Raw genomic sequence first — 17601 nt, forward strand, 5'->3', positions numbered from 1 at the left:
TCCTCGCGACTTGACTTGATCAACCTGGGCAGCGACGCGAGCCTGGTAAGAGGCGACGCCACTGCCCGCATGAACAACAGTGTCGCTCCGCGCTGCCGCACGCGCAAATCAGGCGCCTCTGGCCATTCCGGACGATCCGCCGCAGAAGGCGGGGCATGAGCGACATACATCCCTCCACCGGCCAGACCGCAAATGGCGTCGATGTTGTCGGCGCCGGTCCGGCGGGATTGATCGCCGCGGAAATCCTGGCCCAGGCCGGCATTCCGGTCACGGTTCATGACCAGATGCCCTCGGTTGGCCGCAAGTTCCTGATGGCGGGGCGCGGCGGCCTCAACCTCACGCATTCCGAACCGCTGGACATGTTTCTGGCGCGGTACCGCCCAGCCGCGCCGCTGCTGCTCGATGCGGTCCGGGCGTTCCCGCCTGCCGCGCTGATGGCCTGGTGCCAGGGGCTTGGCATCGAAACCTTCCAGGGCAGCAGCGGCCGGATCTTCCCGGCCACGCTGAAGGCATCTCCGATGCTGCGCGCCTGGCTGGGACGCCTGTCAACGCTGGGCGTCGCCATCCAGCCACGAAGCCGGTGGCTCGGGTGGGCGGAGGATGGTGGCGCGCGCTTCGCCGACGCACCGGCGCAGCCTGCGCCAGCTGCCACGATCCTGGCGCTCGGCGGCGCATCTTGGCCGCGGCTCGGCTCGGACGGGCTGTGGCCGCAGGCCCTGCCGGGGGTGCAAGTCTCCCCCTGGGCCCCCTCCAACATGGGGTTCCAGGTCGACTGGTCCGGGTTCTTCCAGGCGCGGCACGATGGCGCGCCGTTGAAGCGCATCGCCCTGCAGTTCGAGGGTCTCCGGGTGAAGGGTGAAGCGCGGGTGACCCTCCGCGGCATCGAGGGCCAGGCAATCTATGCGCTTTCAGCCCAACTCCGGGAGGCGATCGCCGCACGCGGACCGGTCGAGATCCAGCTGGACCTCCGTCCCGATCTGCCGGAGCGCGAGGTGGCGGCGCGGTTGGCGGCGCGGCCGCGGGCGGAGTCGCTGTCCAACGGGCTCCGCAAGGCCCTGTCCCTGCCACCGGTCGCAGCTGGCCTGATCCAGGAAGCCCTTCGCCGTGGAGCGGGACCAATCCCGCACCTGGTCAAGGCCCTGCCGATCAGGGTCACGGCCCCGGCGCCACTGGCGCGCGCCATCTCGTCGGCGGGCGGTCTCGACTGGTCCGAATTGGACGCGCGCTTCATGCTGAAGGCCCGGCCCAGCGTCTTTGCCTGCGGCGAGATGCTGGACTGGGAGGCGCCGACCGGCGGATACCTGCTGCAGGCCTGCTTCAGCACCGGCGTCGCCGCAGCCCGCGGGGCGCTCGACTGGATCAGTGAACAGAACGACGTCAGACCGGCACTGCGCCGGGCGGCTTCAGCGCCATGAGGACGAAGGAACTGCGCGTCTCCTTCACCCCCGGCATGCGCAGCAGCGCCTTCAGGGCGAAGTCCGCATAGGCTTCGAAATCCGCGGCGACGACGTGCAGCATGTAGTCCATCCCGCCGCTCATCGCATAGGCGGCCACGACCTCCGGCCGCGAAGCCAGCGCCTTGTGGAAGCCGCTCGCGACCTCCTCGGAATGGGAGGACAGGGCGACCTGCACGAAGGCCTGGATGGGCAGGCCGACCCGCGCCGGGTCGACCACGGCGGCATAGCCGGCGATGACGCCCGCTTCCTCCATCCGCCGGATGCGTCGCAGGCAGGGCGTCGCCGAAAGGCCCACCTGCTCGGCCAGGAGCGTGACGGCGATGCGGCCATCCTGCTGCAGGGCACGAAGGATACGCCGGTCCATCTCGTCCAGGCTGATGGTGGATTTGGCCATGCCGAAGCCCCGATTTGGTCGAACTGCATAGCCTAGGCGGCTCTCGTGGCCAAATTCGGCGAAATTCGTTCCCTGCGATGCCCTAGGCTCACAAGTCGAAGCTCAGGGAGCGAAGGACGCCAATGGATATCCCGCCAGATCGCACGGCCCTTGCGGGCCGCATCTCCGACGCCAACCCGATGGGCACGGACGGCTTCGAGTTCGTCGAGTTCACTGGCCCGGACATTCCCTACCTCGAGGATCTGTTCCGCCGCATGGGCTTCGTGGCCGTGGCTCGCCATCGGTCCAAGGCGGTCACGCTCTGGCGGCAGGGTGGCGTAAACTTCCTGATCAATGCGGAGCCGGAAAGCTTCGCGCAGGCCTTCGCCAGGGTGCACGGCCCCTGCGCCTGCGCCATGGCCTTTCGGGTTGCGGACGCGGCCCAGGCCTATCGCCGCGCCCTCTCGCTGGGCGCCAAGGCCGTGACCGGGAAGGTCGGGCCCATGGAGTTGAATATTCCCGCGATCGAGGGCATCGGCGGCTCGCTCCTGTACTTCGTCGATCGCTACGGACCGCGCGGCACCATCTACGATGTTGATTTCACCTGGATCGGCGACAAGGACGCAGGGCCAGCGGGCCACGGTTTGACGGTCATCGATCACCTGACGCACAACGTGCATCGGGGGCGCATGGACGTCTGGTGGCAGTTCTACGCCGATCTCTTCAACTTTCGCGAGATCCGGTACTTCGATATCGAGGGCAAGCTTACCGGGCTGAAGTCACGCGCGTTGACGTCACCCTGCGGCCAGATCCGCATCCCGATCAACGAAAGCTCCGATGATCGGAGCCAGATCGAGGAGTTCCTGCGCGCCTATCACGGCGAGGGAATCCAGCACGTTGCACTTGGGACCAGCGACATCCACGCCAGCGTGGAGGCCATGCGGCATGGCGCCGTGGCGTTCCTGGACACGCCCGAAACCTACTACGAATTGCTGCCCCAGCGCCTGCCGGGTGGCGGCATGGACCTGGAGAGACTGCGCCGCAACCGCATCCTCATGGATGGAGCGCCGACTCCCGAGGGTGGCAGGCTGCTCCAGATCTTCACCGGGAACGTGATCGGTCCGATTTTCTTCGAGTTGATCCAGCGCCAGGGCGACCAGGGCTTCGGCGAAGGTAACTTCAAGGCATTGTTCGAGAGCATCGAGTTGGACCAGATCCGACGCGGCGTGCTCACGACTCCGGATCGCTGATCGCCCGAGGCCGCAGTTCCTCGATGAGCCGCTGATCCTTCGCCAAGTGCGCCCTGCGCCTGAGCAGGTCTTGGGTGGCAACTTCCGCAGCCAGAACCTGTACGGCGATCTCGGCTTTGGCGACGGCCTCCAGAGCCGGCAGGAGCCGGGCGCGGGCCGCGGCTTCTGACTTGACCGCGTCTGCAAACTGGCGCCGCGCCGCGGGAAGCCAGCGTGCGAAGTCGCTGGCGGAGGCTTCCCCTCGCTCCGCCGCAACTGCTGCCAAGGCTGCGGCTTGAGCGGCCTCCGCCTGAAACTCGGCCCGCCGCGCCTGACCGAGTTGATCCCGCGCTTGGTCCATCTCGACCCGCAGCATCAATCGCATGACGTCGAACGGGCTAGTGCGGCGCATCGAGGAGGGCCTCCCGCAACTGCTCGAAGGCTTGCTCGAGCGTCGAGACCTCGCCTCGTGCCTGATGCATCACGGCTTCGACCCGGGGCGCCTGGCGCAGGGCCTGGTCAGTGTCCGCATCGGTACCGGCCCGGTAGGCGCCTAGCCGTACGAGAGCCGCCATCTCGTCACGCAGCGCCAGCGCCTTGCGCGCCTGGCCTGCAAGCTGTGCCTGTTCGGCGGTGAGACAGCCGGGTACCGACCTCGAGAGGCTGCGCAGCACATCCACGGCGGGATAGCGACCGCCCTCGGCGATGCGCCGGTCCAGCACGACATGCCCGTCGAGAATGCCGCGGACCGCATCGGCAATAGGCTCATCGTGGTCGTCACCCTCGACGAGCACCGTCAGCAGCGCGGTGATGCTGCCGGCACCCGGACCGCCAGGCCCGGCGCGCTCCAGCAGCGCGGGCAATTCGCGGAAGACGCTCGGCGGGAAGCCGCGGGTTGCAGGTGGCTCGCCGGCGGCGAGGCCGATCTCGCGACAGGCCAGCGCGAAGCGGGTGACAGAATCGAGCAACAGGAGAACGCGCTGCCCCTGGTCGCGGAAGAACTCCGCAGCCGCAAGGCTGGTATAGGCGGCTTCGCGCCGCAGGGCCGCCGGCGCGTCCGAGGTCGCGCACACCACCACGCTACGGGCCAGACCAACCGGACCCAGGTCATCCTCGAGGAATTCACGCAATTCGCGGCCGCGTTCACCGACGAGTCCAAGCACAACGGTGTCGAAGCCGGCAGCGCGCGCGAGTGTTGCAAGCAGCGTGGACTTTCCGATGCCCGATGCCGCGAACAGGCCGAGACGCTGCCCCTCTCGCGCGGTGCAAAAAGCGTCGAGGACACGCACGCCGAGGCTGATCGGCGGACCGAGGCGCTGGCGCGTCGCCGCCGAGGGTGCGGCTGCCCGGCTTCGCCTAGGCTCCAGGACATCAATGATGGCACCGAGGCCGTCGATCGGGCGGCCGAGAGGATCAAGCACACGCCCCCGCCAGCCAGGCCCTATGAGAAGACCGGTCCGATCATCAAGCCAGGCTCCGTTCCCCTCCGCAACGCGGTCAGTTTCCCCGAACATCACGGCGCGGGCGCAGGATTGGCTGACCGAGACGATCTCCGCCAGGACCCCGGCGTCATGCGCCGTCCCGACACGGAGACGATCCCCGATGGCACAGGGCGGCCGGAAACCACTGACCTGGACGCTCAGCAGGTCCGCGCTGCTGACGCGACCTCGCCGCCGAAAGCGGGACATCGTTCGCAACGTGCCAGCAGCAAAGCGCCAAGCCTGCACTCGTGGGTCCCGAAAAATATGATTTTCTACTTAAACAGATTGCTCTGGATGAGGATGCATTTTTTCAATGAATAAGCTCTTCACAGTTCGCGTCCAGGTGGTATCGTCACACGCATCAGGTGTGCGGAGGCCTCCCATGCGTGTCCTTTTGGTTGAAGACGATACAATTGTGGCGCGAGGCGTTGCGCTTGCGCTGAAGGCGGCGACGATGATCGTCGACACGGCCGATACAGGTGAGGAGGCGCTCGAACTGGCGCGCCTCTACGACTACGACATCGTCGTCCTCGACCTGATGCTGCCCGATATGGAGGGGTATGAAGTCGTCAGGCGGCTGCGCGCAGCCAGGCTGGAGACTCCGGTCCTGATCCTGTCGGGTTTGACCAGGCCGCAGGCGAAGGTGCGGGGCTTCGGGATGGGGGCTGATGACTGCATCACGAAGCCCTTCGACCAGCAGGAACTGGTTGCGCGCATCCAAGCGATTGTCCGACGCGCCAAGGGCTTCAGCCAGCCGACCCTGTCCGTTGGGCCACTGACGCTGAACCTGGGGTCGCGAGAGGTTCTGGTAGATGGGCGAGCCGTACATCTGACGGGCAAGGAATATGCGGTCCTGGAACTCCTGACCCTGCGCAAGGGAATCGTGCTGACCAAGGAGGCCTTTCTGAATCATCTCTACGGCGGGATGGATGAGCCCGAGGTCAAGATTATCGACGTTTTCATCTGCAAACTCCGCAAGAAGCTCGCAAGTGCTGGCGCCGCCGAGTTGATTGGAACCGTATGGGGACGGGGCTATGTGCTCCGCGAACCAAACGGAGGCCTCCGCGTCAGCCCGGGTTCCGACGGCCGGGGTGGGCCAGCCAACGCCGCCGCCTGAGCCTGGCACCTCCGCCCTGCCAGTCCACTCATCGGACCACCGACAGGAAAGCGGGTCGTAATCGGACGCTTTCCAGCGGGTGTCCAATCATCAAGCCGATCTAGGCCGCAGCGCGCTGTGCTGCGACAGCGTAGGCGCCGCGTTCCCCCTGAACCGGCACCAGCTTTTCGGTCAATCCCAATACCGTTTCCGCGCCGCCAAGATACAGCACCCCGTTTGGAGCCAACCGCCGCGCCAGTGCCTCCAAAACGCAAGCTTTTGTCGCTGCGTCGAAGTAGATGAGTACGTTCCGGCAGAATATGCCTTCGAACTGACCAACTCCAGAAAAATCCTTAAGCAGGTTCCGCTCTTCGAACCGCACGAGGCTGGCAATTTCCGGCAGAATCTTCCACTTGGTTCCATCCTGCCGAAAATACTTGACAAGAGACCGGATGGGCAGGCCGCGCTGAACTTCGAACTGGGTGAATACTCCTTGGCGCGCTTTCTGCAGGATCTCCGCGGAAATGTCCGTTGCCAGGATCTCGACCCGGCTGTCCATCCGACCCGCCACCGCATCGGCGACCAGCATTGCAATCGAGTACGGTTCCTGTCCCGTAGAGCAGGCTGCCGACCAAATCCGCAGCGGCTTCCCCGGTGTGCGGCTCGCCAGAAGTCTGGGCAGGTTTCGCGCAAGATGATCGAAGGGCTTGCCGTCGCGGAAGAACGAGGATTCGTGGGTCGTCAGCGCCTCCACCACGGATCGCTCAAGCGCCTCCTCCGTCTGATGCCGCAGTCGTTGACCGAGCGCCGCAAGCGACACGAGGGCGAACTTCGTCAGAACGGGGCCGAGCCGCGTTTCCAGCAGGTAGGCCTTATCGCTGGTCAGTACGATCCCTGACCGCCGGCGCACAACGCCGGCAATTGCGGCGAAGTCATCGTTGGTCATGTACGTTTTCCATCTGCGCAGGCCGCGACGATACGGGCCGCTATGTCGTCAACGGTGAGGATCGCGTTGGCCAAGCCAGCTCGGGCGACCGCTCCGGGCATACCCCAGACAACGGAACTGGCCTCGTCCTGAGCCAGCACGACCCCGCCTGCCCTGCTCACGGCACGGCACCCCGCGAGTCCGTCACTCCCCATGCCGGTCAGTATGGCCACCAGCAGCCGTCCCTGGCAGGTCGCGACCAGACTGCGAAGCAGCGGATCAACCGCCGGTCTGCAAAAGTTCTTAGGGGCGCCATCGCCGAGATGGGCGACCAGGCCGCCAGCCACTTCTCGGACGATCAGGTGCCGGTCGCCAGGCGCGAGATACAGGCGTCCTGGCAAAAGACTCTGGCCCTCCCCCACCTCGCAGCACGGCAGGGTCCCGATTCGGTTCAGGTGGTCGGCAAGCAGGGTGGTGAAGCCCACCGGCATGTGCTGAACGATGATGACAGGCGCGCCAAGCGGCCGATCGAGCCGCGCCACCAGGGCTGCAAGTGCTTGCGGCCCACCCGTTGAGGATCCGATGGCAATGGCCCTGGGCCTTGGCATGGCCGTGCCGAGCCATCCCGCCGCCGCACGAGGCATGGCCGGCCGCGATGAAGGGCGCCGCATGCGCGCCCAGCCCTTCACCTTCGCCACCAGCTCGGCTTGGAACTGGCCACCACTCATGCCGCCTGCAGCCGCAGAGGGCTTGGGAATGTAGTCGACCGCTCCGGCGCGCAGCGCCGTCATGGTGGCGACCGCACCACGCTGGCTCAGTGCGCTGGCGACAATGATCGCCGTGCCGGGTACGGCCTTCAGCAGCAGGGGAAGTGCCGTCATCCCATCCATGCGCGGCATCTCCAGATCGAGCAGCACCACCTGGGGCCGGTCCGCCTCCGCGAATGCCGTCAGCTGCGCCAATGCCTCGGTTCCATCGGCGGCCTTTCCAACGACACGGATCTCCGGGTCGCTGGACAACATCCTTGAAATAACACTTCGCGCGGCAGGACTGTCGTCGCAAAGCAGCACGCGCACCAGGCCCGCAGTACTCACGCTGCCTCGGTCCTGATCAGTCCGAGTTGCTCCAGCTTGCTGCCAAGAATCTGCGCATCGAACGGCTTCATCACATATTCCTGCGCGCCCGCCTCAAGGGCAGTCACGATGCGATCAAGGCCGATCTCCGTCGTACACAACACGATCACCGGGTGGTCTGCATCGAATTCGGCGCGTGCGGCCTTGAGAAAGGTCAGCCCGTCCATGACAGGCATGTTCCAGTCGAGCAGAACGATTTCTGGCAGGAGTTCACGGCAGGCTTCCATCGCCTCCTGCCCATCCGCCGCCTCGCGCACGGTAAACCCGAAGCCTTCAAGAAAGCGTCGGGCTGCCTTCCGCACCACGCGGCTGTCATCGACCACCAGGCAATGACGCGGCTCGGAGGAATCCACCGACATGCTCATCGGCCGCCACCGATGGCCAGGACCCGCTCGACATCCAGCACGATCAGCAACTGGCCGTCGCGGCGATGTACCCCCCTTGAGACATCCCGCCACACCGCGTCGAGGGTCGGCGGATTGCTGGCCGAATCTTCCTGCCGCAACGGCACCACCTCGCCCACCGAATCCGCGAGCATGCTGTAGAGTTCGCCAGCAATCTCCACGACGATGCTCATGGGCTGCCTATCCGGCTCCCGGATCGGCAATCCCAGGCGACGCCGCAGGTCTACGGCGGTGACGATACGCCCGCGGAGGTTCAGGCTGCCTGCGACCTCGGGCGGTGCCAGCGGGATGCGGGTGATGGTCTGCGGCCCCAGCACGTCTCGCACTACAAGCACCGGCACGCCGCAGGCCTGTCCGGCGACCGCGAGCGTGAGGAACAGGTCTGCGTCAGCTATGGCCGAATGAGTTGCTTGCGTTCGCACGTCAGGATGCTCCTTCAGGCCGTAACGGGCACGGCAAAACACTGGGAGAGGCTCGCGAGCAGGGCCTCCCGGTCGTACTTGCCGATGTAATCAGTGAAGCCAGCCGCCCTCCCCCTCGCGACAGCTGCCGGCTCCACCCGGCCGGTCAGTGCAATCATCGGCAGATCCTGCCAAGGGCCGCCGCCGCGAACCTCGCGGGCAAAGGCGTAGCCGTCGATCTCCGGCATCTCGATGTCGGACACGATGGCGTCGAAGGTCTCACCCCGCTCACGCAACCGCAGCGCCTGCGCCGGACCCTCCACCGCGACCACTTCATACCCATCGGCGGCGAGTGCCGGGACCACGAGTTCCCGGAAGAACACGCTGTCTTCCACCAGCAGCAGGCGCCGCGCCATTGGGGCGCTGATGGCAGGCCGGAACCAGTCTCCGCCACCTTGGCGAAGCCACCAGGCCGTGTCGATGACCTCGGTGACCTTGCCGGCCACGACGGCAGACCCGAGAAAGCCAGGCCGGCCTTGGCCTGCCTGTACGCTGAGCGCTTCGTCCACCACATCGAGGATGGCATCCACCATGATGCCGAGGCTGCGATCACCTTCGCTGAAAACCAGCACTGTCTGCCGGGTCCGCTCACCCTCCCCCCGCGCGAAGCCGCCCGACATCGACAGCAGTGGCATCAACTGCCCACGGTACTGCACCACAGGCATCCCGCCCGAGTTCTCGATCTGCTCCACGGGAATATCGTCGAGACGGGCGATAAGCCCCAGGGGAACTGCCTTCGGCGTCTCATCGCCCGCACGGAACAGCAGCAACGCGGTCGTTTCACCGGATCGCACGCCGCTTGCCACCTTGCTGTCCTCGGTCCGTGGGCTCGCACCATCTGCAACGACCCCGGTGACGCGGGCGATGCCGTTGGGGTCGAGGATCATGATCACGCTGCCGTCGCCAAGGATGGTGTTGCCCGAGAACATGCCGATGTGCCGCAGGATCGGCGCGACCGGCTTGACGACAATTTCCTCCGTGTCGAACAGACGGTCGACGATGATGCCGAAGACATTCGCGCCGACCTGCGTGACGACCACGAAGCCGACGTCGACGCCCTCGCGGATCGGGGCTGCACCCTCCTCGTCCAGGCCAAGCACACGGCCAAGCGAGACCAAAGGCAGCAGACGGTCGCGCAGGCGCAGTACGGGTGCGTCCTTGATGCGTTCGACACGCGTGCTGGATCCACCGCCGACGCGGACCAGCTCCAGAACACCGATCTGCGGGATCGCGAAGCGTTCGCCAGCAACCTCCACGATAAGCGCCGAGACGATCGCGAGTGTCAGCGGGATCTTGATGGTGAAGCCGGTGCCGCGCCCTTCGGTCGAGGTCACATCGATCGTGCCGCCGATGCGCTCTACGTTGGTCTTCACCACATCCATGCCGACACCCCGACCGGAGACTGCGGTGACGGCGGCGGCCGTGGAGAAGCCGGCACGGAAAATGAACCGATGAACCTCGCCATCGCTCATGCCGCTGACTTCCGCCTCGCTTGCAAGGCCTTGCGAGATTGCCTTCTGGCGGATCCGTTCCGTGCTCAGCCCACGCCCATCGTCGGAAATCTCGATAAGGATGTGTCCACCCTCGTGGAAGGCGTTCAGCATGATGCGGCCCGTCTCGGACTTCCCTGCGCGCCGCCTGTCCTCCGGACCCTCAAGTCCGTGGTCCCCACTGTTGCGCACCATGTGCGTCAGCGGGTCCTTGATGAGCTCAAGGACCTGTCGATCAAGCTCAGTGTCCGCCCCCCGCATCTCGAGGTCGATCTTCTTGCCCAACTCCAGCGAAAGGTCGCGGACCAGCCGCGGCATCTTCGCCCAGGCATTCCCGATCGGCTGCATCCGGGTCTTCATCACCCCGTCCTGAAGATCGAAGGTGATGTGCGAAAGGCGCTGGAGCGGGACGCTGTAGGCGCCGTCGCTGCGGGCCCGCGACAACTGCATGAGCTGATTGCGGGTCAGCACCAACTCGCTGACCAGCATCATGAGGTCTTCCAGAACGTCGACAGAAACGCGGATGCTTTGCGGCGGAGTGTGGCCCGCCACCAGTTCCTCCGCAGCCGGCTCCGCGCTCGTCTCCAGCCGCGCAGGCCTCGGCGGCGCCGGTGCCGACTGCGCGGTCGGCACCGACACAGACCTGGCCTTGGTGTCGGTCTCAGCTTGATATCCGCCCGGCAGCGCATCCGCGGCTTCGCCAGCCTGCCCATTGGCCAGGTCATCCAGCTTGGAAATCAGTTCCGCGTCGTCACCTGCAGGCTCAGTGCCGCCACGCTCGAGAGCGCCGACGATGTCCTTGATGCGGTCGAGAGCGCCAAGGACCAGCGTCACGCCACCCGGCGTGACGTTCATGGCGCCATCGCGGTACAGCCCCAGGATATTCTCCGCGGCATGCGCGACCCTCTCGAGCCGCGACAGTCCCAGAAATCCACAGGTTCCCTTGATCGTGTGGACGAGCCTGAAGATCTCCGACAGGGTCGGCTTATCCTGGGGCGATTTCTCCAGCCTCAGTAGCGCGACATCGAGCGCCACAAGGCCTTCATGCGTCTCTGTCAGGAAATCAGCGAGCAAGTCGTCCATTCGGGGCTCCGGCGCCTTGGCTTGCCCTGAACATGGCCCAACGCGCCGAATATTCCGTAAACAGCCATGGGATCATCCCACCCGCCAATGCTCAGTTGCGGGTCTGCAGCGTGAACAGCAGCGGCGAGGCTCCACCACCGCCTCCAAGAAGCAGATCGAGCCTGATGCCTGCGTTGGCGGAGACGGCCAGAAGCAGCGGCACCGCAACACTGCGTGCGTTGATCGGCACCTCGCCGCCGGCCAATCCCGCGGCCAGGCCAGGCTGCCAGGCGGCGCCGGCACCATCCGGCCAAATCGAAAAGCCATCACGAAGGTCGCCACCCAGGCGGACAACCCCGCCACGGGGCAGCGCATCCACCGCGGCCCAGGCGCCCAGCATCAGCGCCTGGGTCAGATGCGCCGGGAACACCGCCGTGGGCTCAAGATCCGTCAGGTCGATCTCCGCCTTCCGACCAAGGGTCAGGCCTTCCGTCATCTGCGCGATTTCTTCCAGGCGGCAATCGCCGCAGCCGGCACCGACGGCGGCACGGTAGAACCGGATGCGACGATCCATGATCCGTGATGCGTCGCGCGCGACATCCATGGCGTCGTCGCCCGGCCCATCCAGCAGGTCGAGCGCCCCAGCCAAGGCCCCGGCGGCCCCACCGAGGTCATGGCAGAGTCTGGTGCACACGGCCTGGGCCAGGGCGAGTTTGTCGGGCAGCATTCAATCCTCCGCAGCGCACGGCAGGCCACAGCGGCCGCCGCGGGCAAGTCTGGCTTTACCGTAACCATCTTGCCAGATTGCATATTTCGGGAGGCAAATCGGCTTTAACGCTGCAGGCCGACTGGCCGGACCAGGGCTGGGGCGGCTAGGGTCATCCCGTGTCGACCGAACTGCATCCCGGGCTGCGCGTGCGCCATCCTGACCAGCCGGACTGGGGGGTTGGGCAGGTGCAATCGGTGGCAGGCGACCGGGTGACCGTCAATTTCGCCGAAGCCGGCAAGGTCCTGATCCGGAGCGACCGCGTCGCGTTGATCCTGCTTCCCCCAGAGTCAGATTGACCGACCTTCCACACGAGATGCTGGGCCTGCTTGCCGAGTGGCCGATCTACGCCGCGTTGTTGGCAACGGCCGTTGCCGGACTCATGCGAGGCTATTCCGGCTTCGGCACCGCCGTACTTCTCGCACCCGCCTACTCTGTGCTCTGGGGGCCGCGCATCGGCGTTCCGGTCATGCTGCTGATGGAGCTCGTCGTTTCCCTGCAACTGGTTCCGCGCGCCCTGTCCGAGGCGAATCGGCGGGTGATCCTGCCGATTGGCGGAGCGGCAGCCTTGGCCACTCCGCTTGGCGCCTTCATCCTGATCAGTGCGGATCAAGACCTGCTGCGGCGCTGCATTGGCGGCTTCGTGCTGGTCTTTGGCCTGCTCCTCATGTCTGGATGGCGGTACTCGGGGTCGCGCCCGCTGCCGCTGAACATCGCCGTGGGCACAGCCGCCGGGCTTCTCAAGGGTGCGACAGGCATGAGCGGCCCGCCGGTCATCCTCTACCTGCTGGCGGGGCCCGAGGCGGTGCGGCAACATCGGGCCAACCTCATTCTTTTCTTCGGCACGATTTCCGTGATCTCCGTCATCCCGCCGGCCATGGGCGGGCTGATGAGCTGGGCGGTCTTGGCGAAGTCCCTACTGCTGCTGCCGGTCCTGATGCTATGTGTCCCGATCGGGGCAAGGCTGTTTCATATCGTTCCACAGCACTGGTACCGCCGCGCAGCCCTGCTGTTCCTTGTCTCAACAGGCCTCGCGGCCCTACTGGCCTGACCCGGCTTGCGCGCAGTGCTGGCCGAGGGCTTGCATCCTGCCGGGGGGGCGGACCAAATGGACGACTGCTTCCCATTTGTCGACGTAGGCGGGAACCCTTTAGATGATCGACCCGTTTGGCCGCAGGATCAGCTACCTCCGCGTCTCCGTCACCGACCGCTGCGACCTCCGCTGCGTTTATTGCATGGCGGAGGACATGACCTTCCTGCCGAAGGCCGAAATCCTGACGCTCGAGGAGCTGGACCGCCTGTGCGGCGCCTTCATCGGGCTGGGCGTGGACCGGATCCGCCTGACCGGCGGAGAGCCGCTGGTGCGCAAGAATGTTCTTAGCTTGGTCCGCAGCCTGGGGGCACGTATTGGCGCCGGCGGGTTGAGTGAATTGACCCTGACCACGAACGGCACCCAGTTGGTGCGGATGGCCGAGGATCTCCACGCCGCCGGGGTTCGTCGCATCAATGTCAGCCTCGATACGCTCGATCCCGCCATGTTTGCGGCCGTCACCCGATGGGGCAAGATTGAGCCGACCCTGGATGGAATTTTCGCTGCCAAGGCCGCGGGCCTCGCGGTGAAGATCAATGCGGTCGCGATGAAGGGTGTGAACGAGGACGAGTTTGACAAAATGATCGCCTGGTGCGGCGAACATGGCTTCGACCTCTGCTTGATCGAAACCATGCCACTCGGGGAAATCACCGGCGATCGCAACGATCAATACCTGCCGCTCTCGACCGTTCGATCGAAGCTGCGGGAACGATGGACCCTGCAGGAAAGCGACTACACGACCGGCGGGCCGGCGCGTTATTTTACGGTTGCTGAAACCGGCGGCCGCATTGGGTTCATCACGCCACTGACGCATAATTTCTGCGAAAGCTGCAACCGAGTTCGCGTGACCTGCACCGGTACCCTGTACATGTGCCTCGGTCAGGAAGACTCGGCCGACCTGCGCGGCCCGTTGCGAAACCAGGGCCTGGACGGCGATGGGCTGCAGCAGGCGATCCTTAAGGCCATTTCGCGCAAGCCGAAGGGGCATGACTTCGTCATCGACCGCGTCCGAAACCGACCCGCCGTTGCACGCCACATGAGCGTCACGGGCGGCTGATGCTGCAGCAATTGGCCGGCGCCCTGGTCATCCCCGGTCTGCCCGACTGGGTCGGCCTGGTCGTTCTCGTGGTCCTGGCCCTGGTCGCCCTGGCCTATCTACTGATGCCGTTCAGCGTCTTCGGCCTGAAGGGACGGCTTGAGGCGATCGAGGCTCAACTCGATGAGATCCAGACCGAAATCCGCAGCCTGACCGCCAGGATGCCGGAGCCCGGCCGTCGGCGTGCTCCGATCGAGGACGACTGGGCAGAGCCCCCACAGGCGGCCAAGCCGTCGCTTGAGTCGCCGCGCCTGCACCCCCCGATACCGCCCCCGGCAGCCTGGCCGGATGACAGCAGCAGGTCGCGGCGATCCGAGCCCCGGTTGGACTGGCCACGGTCACCCAGATAATGCGCGGGCTCCCTGTCTTGTTTCGTCGAAGCGGGCGAGGCTTGATGGGTCGGTGGGATGGGACTGCAGATGTACGCTGATGTGGACGATGCGGACGGGTTGAGCGCCCCACCCTGCGGTTGCCGGGGATGAGTGGACTGGCCCCGCTGCCGGCGGCAGTTGCGCTGGCGGGCCGCATCGCCATCATCGCAGCACCGACCGATCAGGCTGCCACGGCCATGGCGGCGCTGGTGGCGCGCCATGGCAATGCGCCATTGGATGACGCGCAGGTCGTGGTGGCGCTCGGTGGCGACGGGTTGATGCTGGAGACGCAGCACCGGCTGCTCGGCCGGAACCTGCCGGTCTACGGCATGAATTGCGGCAGCGTCGGCTTCCTCATGAACGACTTCAGCGACGACGGCCTGGCTGAACGCCTTTCGCTGGCGCAGGCCGCGACCCTCCACCCGTTGCGCATGCGCGCCTTCATCGGCAATGGCGAGCCGGTCGAGGCCTTGGCGATCAACGAGGTGTCCCTGCTGCGGGAGACCCGGCAGGCCGCCAAGATCCGCATTCTGGTGGACGGAAAGCAGCGGCTTTCCGAGTTGATCTGCGATGGCATCCTGGTGTCCACCCCGGCCGGCAGCACGGCCTACAATCTTTCTGCGCATGGCCCCATCGTACCACTTGGCGCCAACCTGCTGCCGCTGACCCCCATCTCCGCCTTCCGGCCACGGCGATGGCGCGGTGCCCTGTTGCCCGCCGAGGCGCGGGTGGTCTTCGAGGTTTTGGAGCCGGAAAAACGCCCCGTGGCGGCAGTCGCGGACTACACCGAGGTTCGGGACGTCCGTCTTGTGGAGGTCTGGGAGGACCGTCAGGTGGCGCTGACGATGCTGTTCGACCCTGACCACGGCCTTTCCGAGCGCATCATCGCCGAGCAGTTCACCGTCTGAGCATAGCCCTGGATGCGGCAGGAGGTTGACGGCGGGCGCGCCTTCTGCGATCCGCCAGACGCGCTCGCTCGCCCGGGCCGGGCTCCGGTCGCACCGCCCCACGCGGCGCGCCGCCACGCAATCAGGCCGGACATGCAAACCTTGACCCCCCCTGCCGTCGATCCGATGACCCCGGCCGGCCCGGGCAGCCCCCTGGTCCTGGCCCTGCCAAAGGGCCGCATCCTATCCGAGCTTGGTCCCCTCCTGGCCCGCGCCGGCATCGCACCGGCAGCGGACTACATCGACGAGGACAGCCGGCGCCTGCGGTTCGAGACCAACCACCCATCGCTCGACGTGGTACGCGTCCGGCCCTTCGATGTCGCGACCTTCGTCGCACACGGTGCCGCGCAGATCGGTGTCTGCGGTGCGGACGTTCTGATGGAGTTCGACTACGATCAGATCTATGCGCCGCTCGACCTCGGCATCGGCCGGTGCCGCGTCTCGGTCGCCGAACCGGCGGAGCGTGCCGTGCCGGAAGACATCGCGGCCTGGTCGCGGGTGACCGTCGCGACGAAATATCCGGCCATCGCCCAGCGCCATTTCGCGGCCCGTGGCATGCAGGCCGACATCGTGCACCTTAACGGCGCCATGGAACTGGCGCCTTCGCTCGGCCTGGCGCGCCTGATCGTCGACCTGGTGCAGACAGGCTCGACCCTCCGCGCGAATGGCCTGGTGGAGACCGAGGTCATTGCCCATGTCACCTCCCGCCTCATCGTCAACCGAACCGCCTTGAAGACGCAACCCGAGGCGATCGGCGCCTGGATCGCGCGGTTCCGTGCCGCGATGGCCGAGGTCGATGCACGATGAAATGGCTCCAGACTACAGATCCTGATTTCGAACAGGCCTTCCGCCTCCTGCTTGACGATGCGCGCGAAACCACCGCCCGTGTCGATGCGACGGTCGCCGGTGTGATCGCGGAGGTTCGGCAGCGCGGCGATGCAGCGCTGGTCGAACTGACCACCCGCTTCGATCGCTGGACCCCACGGGATGCCGCGGCCCTGCGCGTCAGCATGGCCGAGATCGATGCCGCCGCGGCAGCCATCACGGCCGAACAGCGATCCGCCCTGCAACTCGCCGCGGGCCGCATCGAAGCCTTTCACGGCGCGCAGATGCCGCGTGACCTGGAAATGACGGATACGGCCGGCGTCACCACAGGGTTGCGCTGGGGACCGCTCGATGCGGTCGGGATCTATGTGCCAGGCGGCAAGGCGGCCTATCCATCCTCAGTCCTGATGAATGCGCTGCCGGCGCGGGTCGCCGGCGTGAGCCGAATTGCCATGTGCGTGCCGACGCCGGATGGCATCCTGAACCCGCTGGTCCTTGCCGCGGCGCGTCTGGCCGGCGTCAGCGAGGTCTGGCGCATCGGCGGAGCGCAGGCGGTGGCTGCGATGGCCTGGGGAACCGCCTCCCTCTCCTCGGTCGACCGCATCGTCGGGCCCGGCAACGCCTATGTGGCGGAGGCCAAGCGCCAGGTGTTCGGCCGCGTCGGCATCGACAGCATCGCGGGCCCGTCGGAGGTGGTGATCCTGGCCGATGGCAGCAACGACCCCCGGCACGTTGCACTGGACCTGCTCGCCCAGGCCGAGCATGACGAGGTCGCGCAGTCCATCCTCGTGACCGATGACGCCGGCTTCGGCCAGCGGGTGGCGGCAGCCGTCGAGGCCGAACTGGCGCTGCTGCCGCGCGCGGCCATTGCCGGCGCATCCTGGCACGCCCACGGCGCGATCGTGGTGGTTGCCGATTGGGCGGAGGCGGTGACGCTGACCAACCGCCTGGCACCGGAGCACCTGCAGATCATGGTCGAGGCGCCACGCCGCCTGATGCAGCAGATCCGGCATGCCGGCGCCGCCTTTCTCGGCCGGCACTGCCCGGAGGCACTGGGCGACTACGTGGCTGGGCCGAACCACGTCCTGCCGACGGGACGAACCGCGCGCTTCGCCTCCGGCCTTTCCGTCTTCGACTTCCTCAAGCGGACCACCTGGGTGGATGCGGATGCCGCGGCGCTGGCGGCGATCGGGCCCGCTGCCGTCACCCTCGCGCGGGCCGAGGGGCTGGAGGCGCACGCCCTCAGCGTCGAAGCGCGGCTGAAATCGGGAGCTGTGCATTCTTGACCGCCAACCGTGTCACCTTCATCTTCGGTGTCACTTTGCGCGACCGTGCGGGGTCCCTGTCTTGAGGGGTCCCTTGGACCGGCCCGGCGCGCGCTGATGGTCCCGATGA

19 protein-coding genes are annotated in these 17601 nt (G+C 66.4%); 10 read left to right on the forward strand and 9 right to left on the reverse strand.

Translation table 11 applies throughout. From position 1 onward, the window contains the following. The first annotated feature begins 155 nt into the window (after positions 1-155). Entirely contained in the window at positions 156-1415 is a 1260-nt protein-coding gene (locus ACFHPP_RS08185) for a TIGR03862 family flavoprotein (RefSeq protein WP_437162777.1), read from the forward strand. Here ACFHPP_RS08185 and ACFHPP_RS08190 read toward each other — a convergent pair. Beyond that, positions 1378-1851 (reverse strand): Lrp/AsnC family transcriptional regulator, encoded by a 474-nt coding sequence (locus ACFHPP_RS08190; RefSeq protein WP_437162778.1) that lies wholly within the window; start codon positions 1849-1851, stop codon positions 1378-1380. The two genes, ACFHPP_RS08185 and ACFHPP_RS08190, sit on opposite strands and share 38 nt — an antisense overlap. Before the next feature lie 122 nt (positions 1852-1973). On the opposite strand from ACFHPP_RS08190, the gene hppD reads away from it, so the two are divergent. Further along, entirely contained in the window at positions 1974-3080 is a 1107-nt protein-coding gene (hppD, locus tag ACFHPP_RS08195) for a 4-hydroxyphenylpyruvate dioxygenase (protein ID WP_437162779.1), read from the forward strand. On the opposite strand, the gene ACFHPP_RS08200 is transcribed toward hppD, so the two are convergent. Beyond that, positions 3061-3471, reverse strand: a complete 411-nt coding sequence (locus ACFHPP_RS08200) for a hypothetical protein (protein ID WP_437162780.1) — start codon at positions 3469-3471, stop codon at positions 3061-3063. The genes hppD and ACFHPP_RS08200 overlap by 20 nt on opposite strands. After that, the gene (locus tag ACFHPP_RS08205; RefSeq protein WP_437162781.1) at positions 3458-4747 is read right to left on the reverse strand and encodes a FliI/YscN family ATPase; all 1290 of its coding nucleotides are present in this window, start codon (positions 4745-4747) and stop codon (positions 3458-3460) included. Before ACFHPP_RS08205 ends, ACFHPP_RS08200 begins: the two co-directional genes overlap by 14 nt. A gap of 175 nt (positions 4748-4922) precedes the next feature. Here ACFHPP_RS08205 and ctrA point away from each other — a divergent pair, with 175 nt between their 5' ends. After that, positions 4923-5657 (forward strand): response regulator transcription factor CtrA, encoded by a 735-nt coding sequence (gene ctrA, locus ACFHPP_RS08210; protein ID WP_437162782.1) that lies wholly within the window; start codon positions 4923-4925, stop codon positions 5655-5657. Positions 5658-5757: 100 nt separating this feature from the next. On the opposite strand, the gene ACFHPP_RS08215 is transcribed toward ctrA, so the two are convergent. From ACFHPP_RS08215 to ACFHPP_RS08240, 6 genes are all read right to left on the reverse strand, one after another. Continuing rightward, positions 5758-6582 (reverse strand): CheR family methyltransferase, encoded by an 825-nt coding sequence (locus ACFHPP_RS08215; protein ID WP_437162783.1) that lies wholly within the window; start codon positions 6580-6582, stop codon positions 5758-5760. Further along, positions 6579-7655: a protein-glutamate methylesterase/protein-glutamine glutaminase gene (locus ACFHPP_RS08220; protein ID WP_437162784.1), complete on the reverse strand. Its 1077-nt coding sequence runs from the start codon at positions 7653-7655 to the stop codon at positions 6579-6581. The genes ACFHPP_RS08215 and ACFHPP_RS08220 overlap by 4 nt, the downstream gene beginning before the upstream one ends. Then, entirely contained in the window at positions 7652-8059 is a 408-nt protein-coding gene (locus ACFHPP_RS08225) for a response regulator (protein ID WP_437162785.1), read from the reverse strand. Before ACFHPP_RS08225 ends, ACFHPP_RS08220 begins: the two co-directional genes overlap by 4 nt. Beyond that, complete coding sequence (locus ACFHPP_RS08230; protein WP_437162786.1) at positions 8056-8520, reverse strand: chemotaxis protein CheW; 465 nt, start codon at positions 8518-8520, stop codon at positions 8056-8058. The genes ACFHPP_RS08225 and ACFHPP_RS08230 overlap by 4 nt, the downstream gene beginning before the upstream one ends. 14 nt (positions 8521-8534) lie before the next feature. Further along, a complete protein-coding gene (locus tag ACFHPP_RS08235; RefSeq protein WP_437162787.1) occupies positions 8535-11132 on the reverse strand; it encodes a hybrid sensor histidine kinase/response regulator in 2598 nt (865 codons plus the stop codon). Positions 11133-11223: 91 nt separating this feature from the next. Further along, positions 11224-11838 (reverse strand): histidine phosphotransferase family protein, encoded by a 615-nt coding sequence (locus tag ACFHPP_RS08240; RefSeq protein WP_437162788.1) that lies wholly within the window; start codon positions 11836-11838, stop codon positions 11224-11226. A gap of 158 nt (positions 11839-11996) precedes the next feature. Here ACFHPP_RS08240 and ACFHPP_RS08245 point away from each other — a divergent pair, with 158 nt between their 5' ends. From ACFHPP_RS08245 to hisD, 7 genes are all read left to right on the forward strand, one after another. Then, entirely contained in the window at positions 11997-12176 is a 180-nt protein-coding gene (locus ACFHPP_RS08245; RefSeq protein ID WP_437162789.1) for a DUF3553 domain-containing protein, read from the forward strand. After that, positions 12173-12928 (forward strand): sulfite exporter TauE/SafE family protein, encoded by a 756-nt coding sequence (locus ACFHPP_RS08250; protein WP_437162790.1) that lies wholly within the window; start codon positions 12173-12175, stop codon positions 12926-12928. Before ACFHPP_RS08245 ends, ACFHPP_RS08250 begins: the two co-directional genes overlap by 4 nt. A gap of 103 nt (positions 12929-13031) precedes the next feature. Continuing rightward, on the forward strand, positions 13032-14024 hold the full coding sequence (gene moaA, locus ACFHPP_RS08255) for a GTP 3',8-cyclase MoaA (RefSeq protein WP_437162791.1): 993 nt from the start codon (positions 13032-13034) through the stop codon (positions 14022-14024). Next, positions 14024-14413: a hypothetical protein gene (locus ACFHPP_RS08260; RefSeq protein ID WP_437162792.1), complete on the forward strand. Its 390-nt coding sequence runs from the start codon at positions 14024-14026 to the stop codon at positions 14411-14413. The genes moaA and ACFHPP_RS08260 overlap by 1 nt, the downstream gene beginning before the upstream one ends. A 128-nt stretch (positions 14414-14541) precedes the next feature. Continuing rightward, complete coding sequence (locus ACFHPP_RS08265) at positions 14542-15342, forward strand: NAD kinase (RefSeq protein WP_437162793.1); 801 nt, start codon at positions 14542-14544, stop codon at positions 15340-15342. 132 nt (positions 15343-15474) lie between these two features. Continuing rightward, complete coding sequence (hisG, locus tag ACFHPP_RS08270; protein WP_437162794.1) at positions 15475-16188, forward strand: ATP phosphoribosyltransferase; 714 nt, start codon at positions 15475-15477, stop codon at positions 16186-16188. Next, entirely contained in the window at positions 16185-17492 is a 1308-nt protein-coding gene (gene hisD / locus ACFHPP_RS08275; RefSeq protein ID WP_437162795.1) for a histidinol dehydrogenase, read from the forward strand. Before hisG ends, hisD begins: the two co-directional genes overlap by 4 nt. The last annotated feature ends 109 nt before the right edge of the window (positions 17493-17601 follow it).

It is taken from the genome of Falsiroseomonas sp. E2-1-a20, from assembly GCF_051433195.1.
Lineage (GTDB): Bacteria > Pseudomonadota > Alphaproteobacteria > Acetobacterales > Acetobacteraceae > Falsiroseomonas.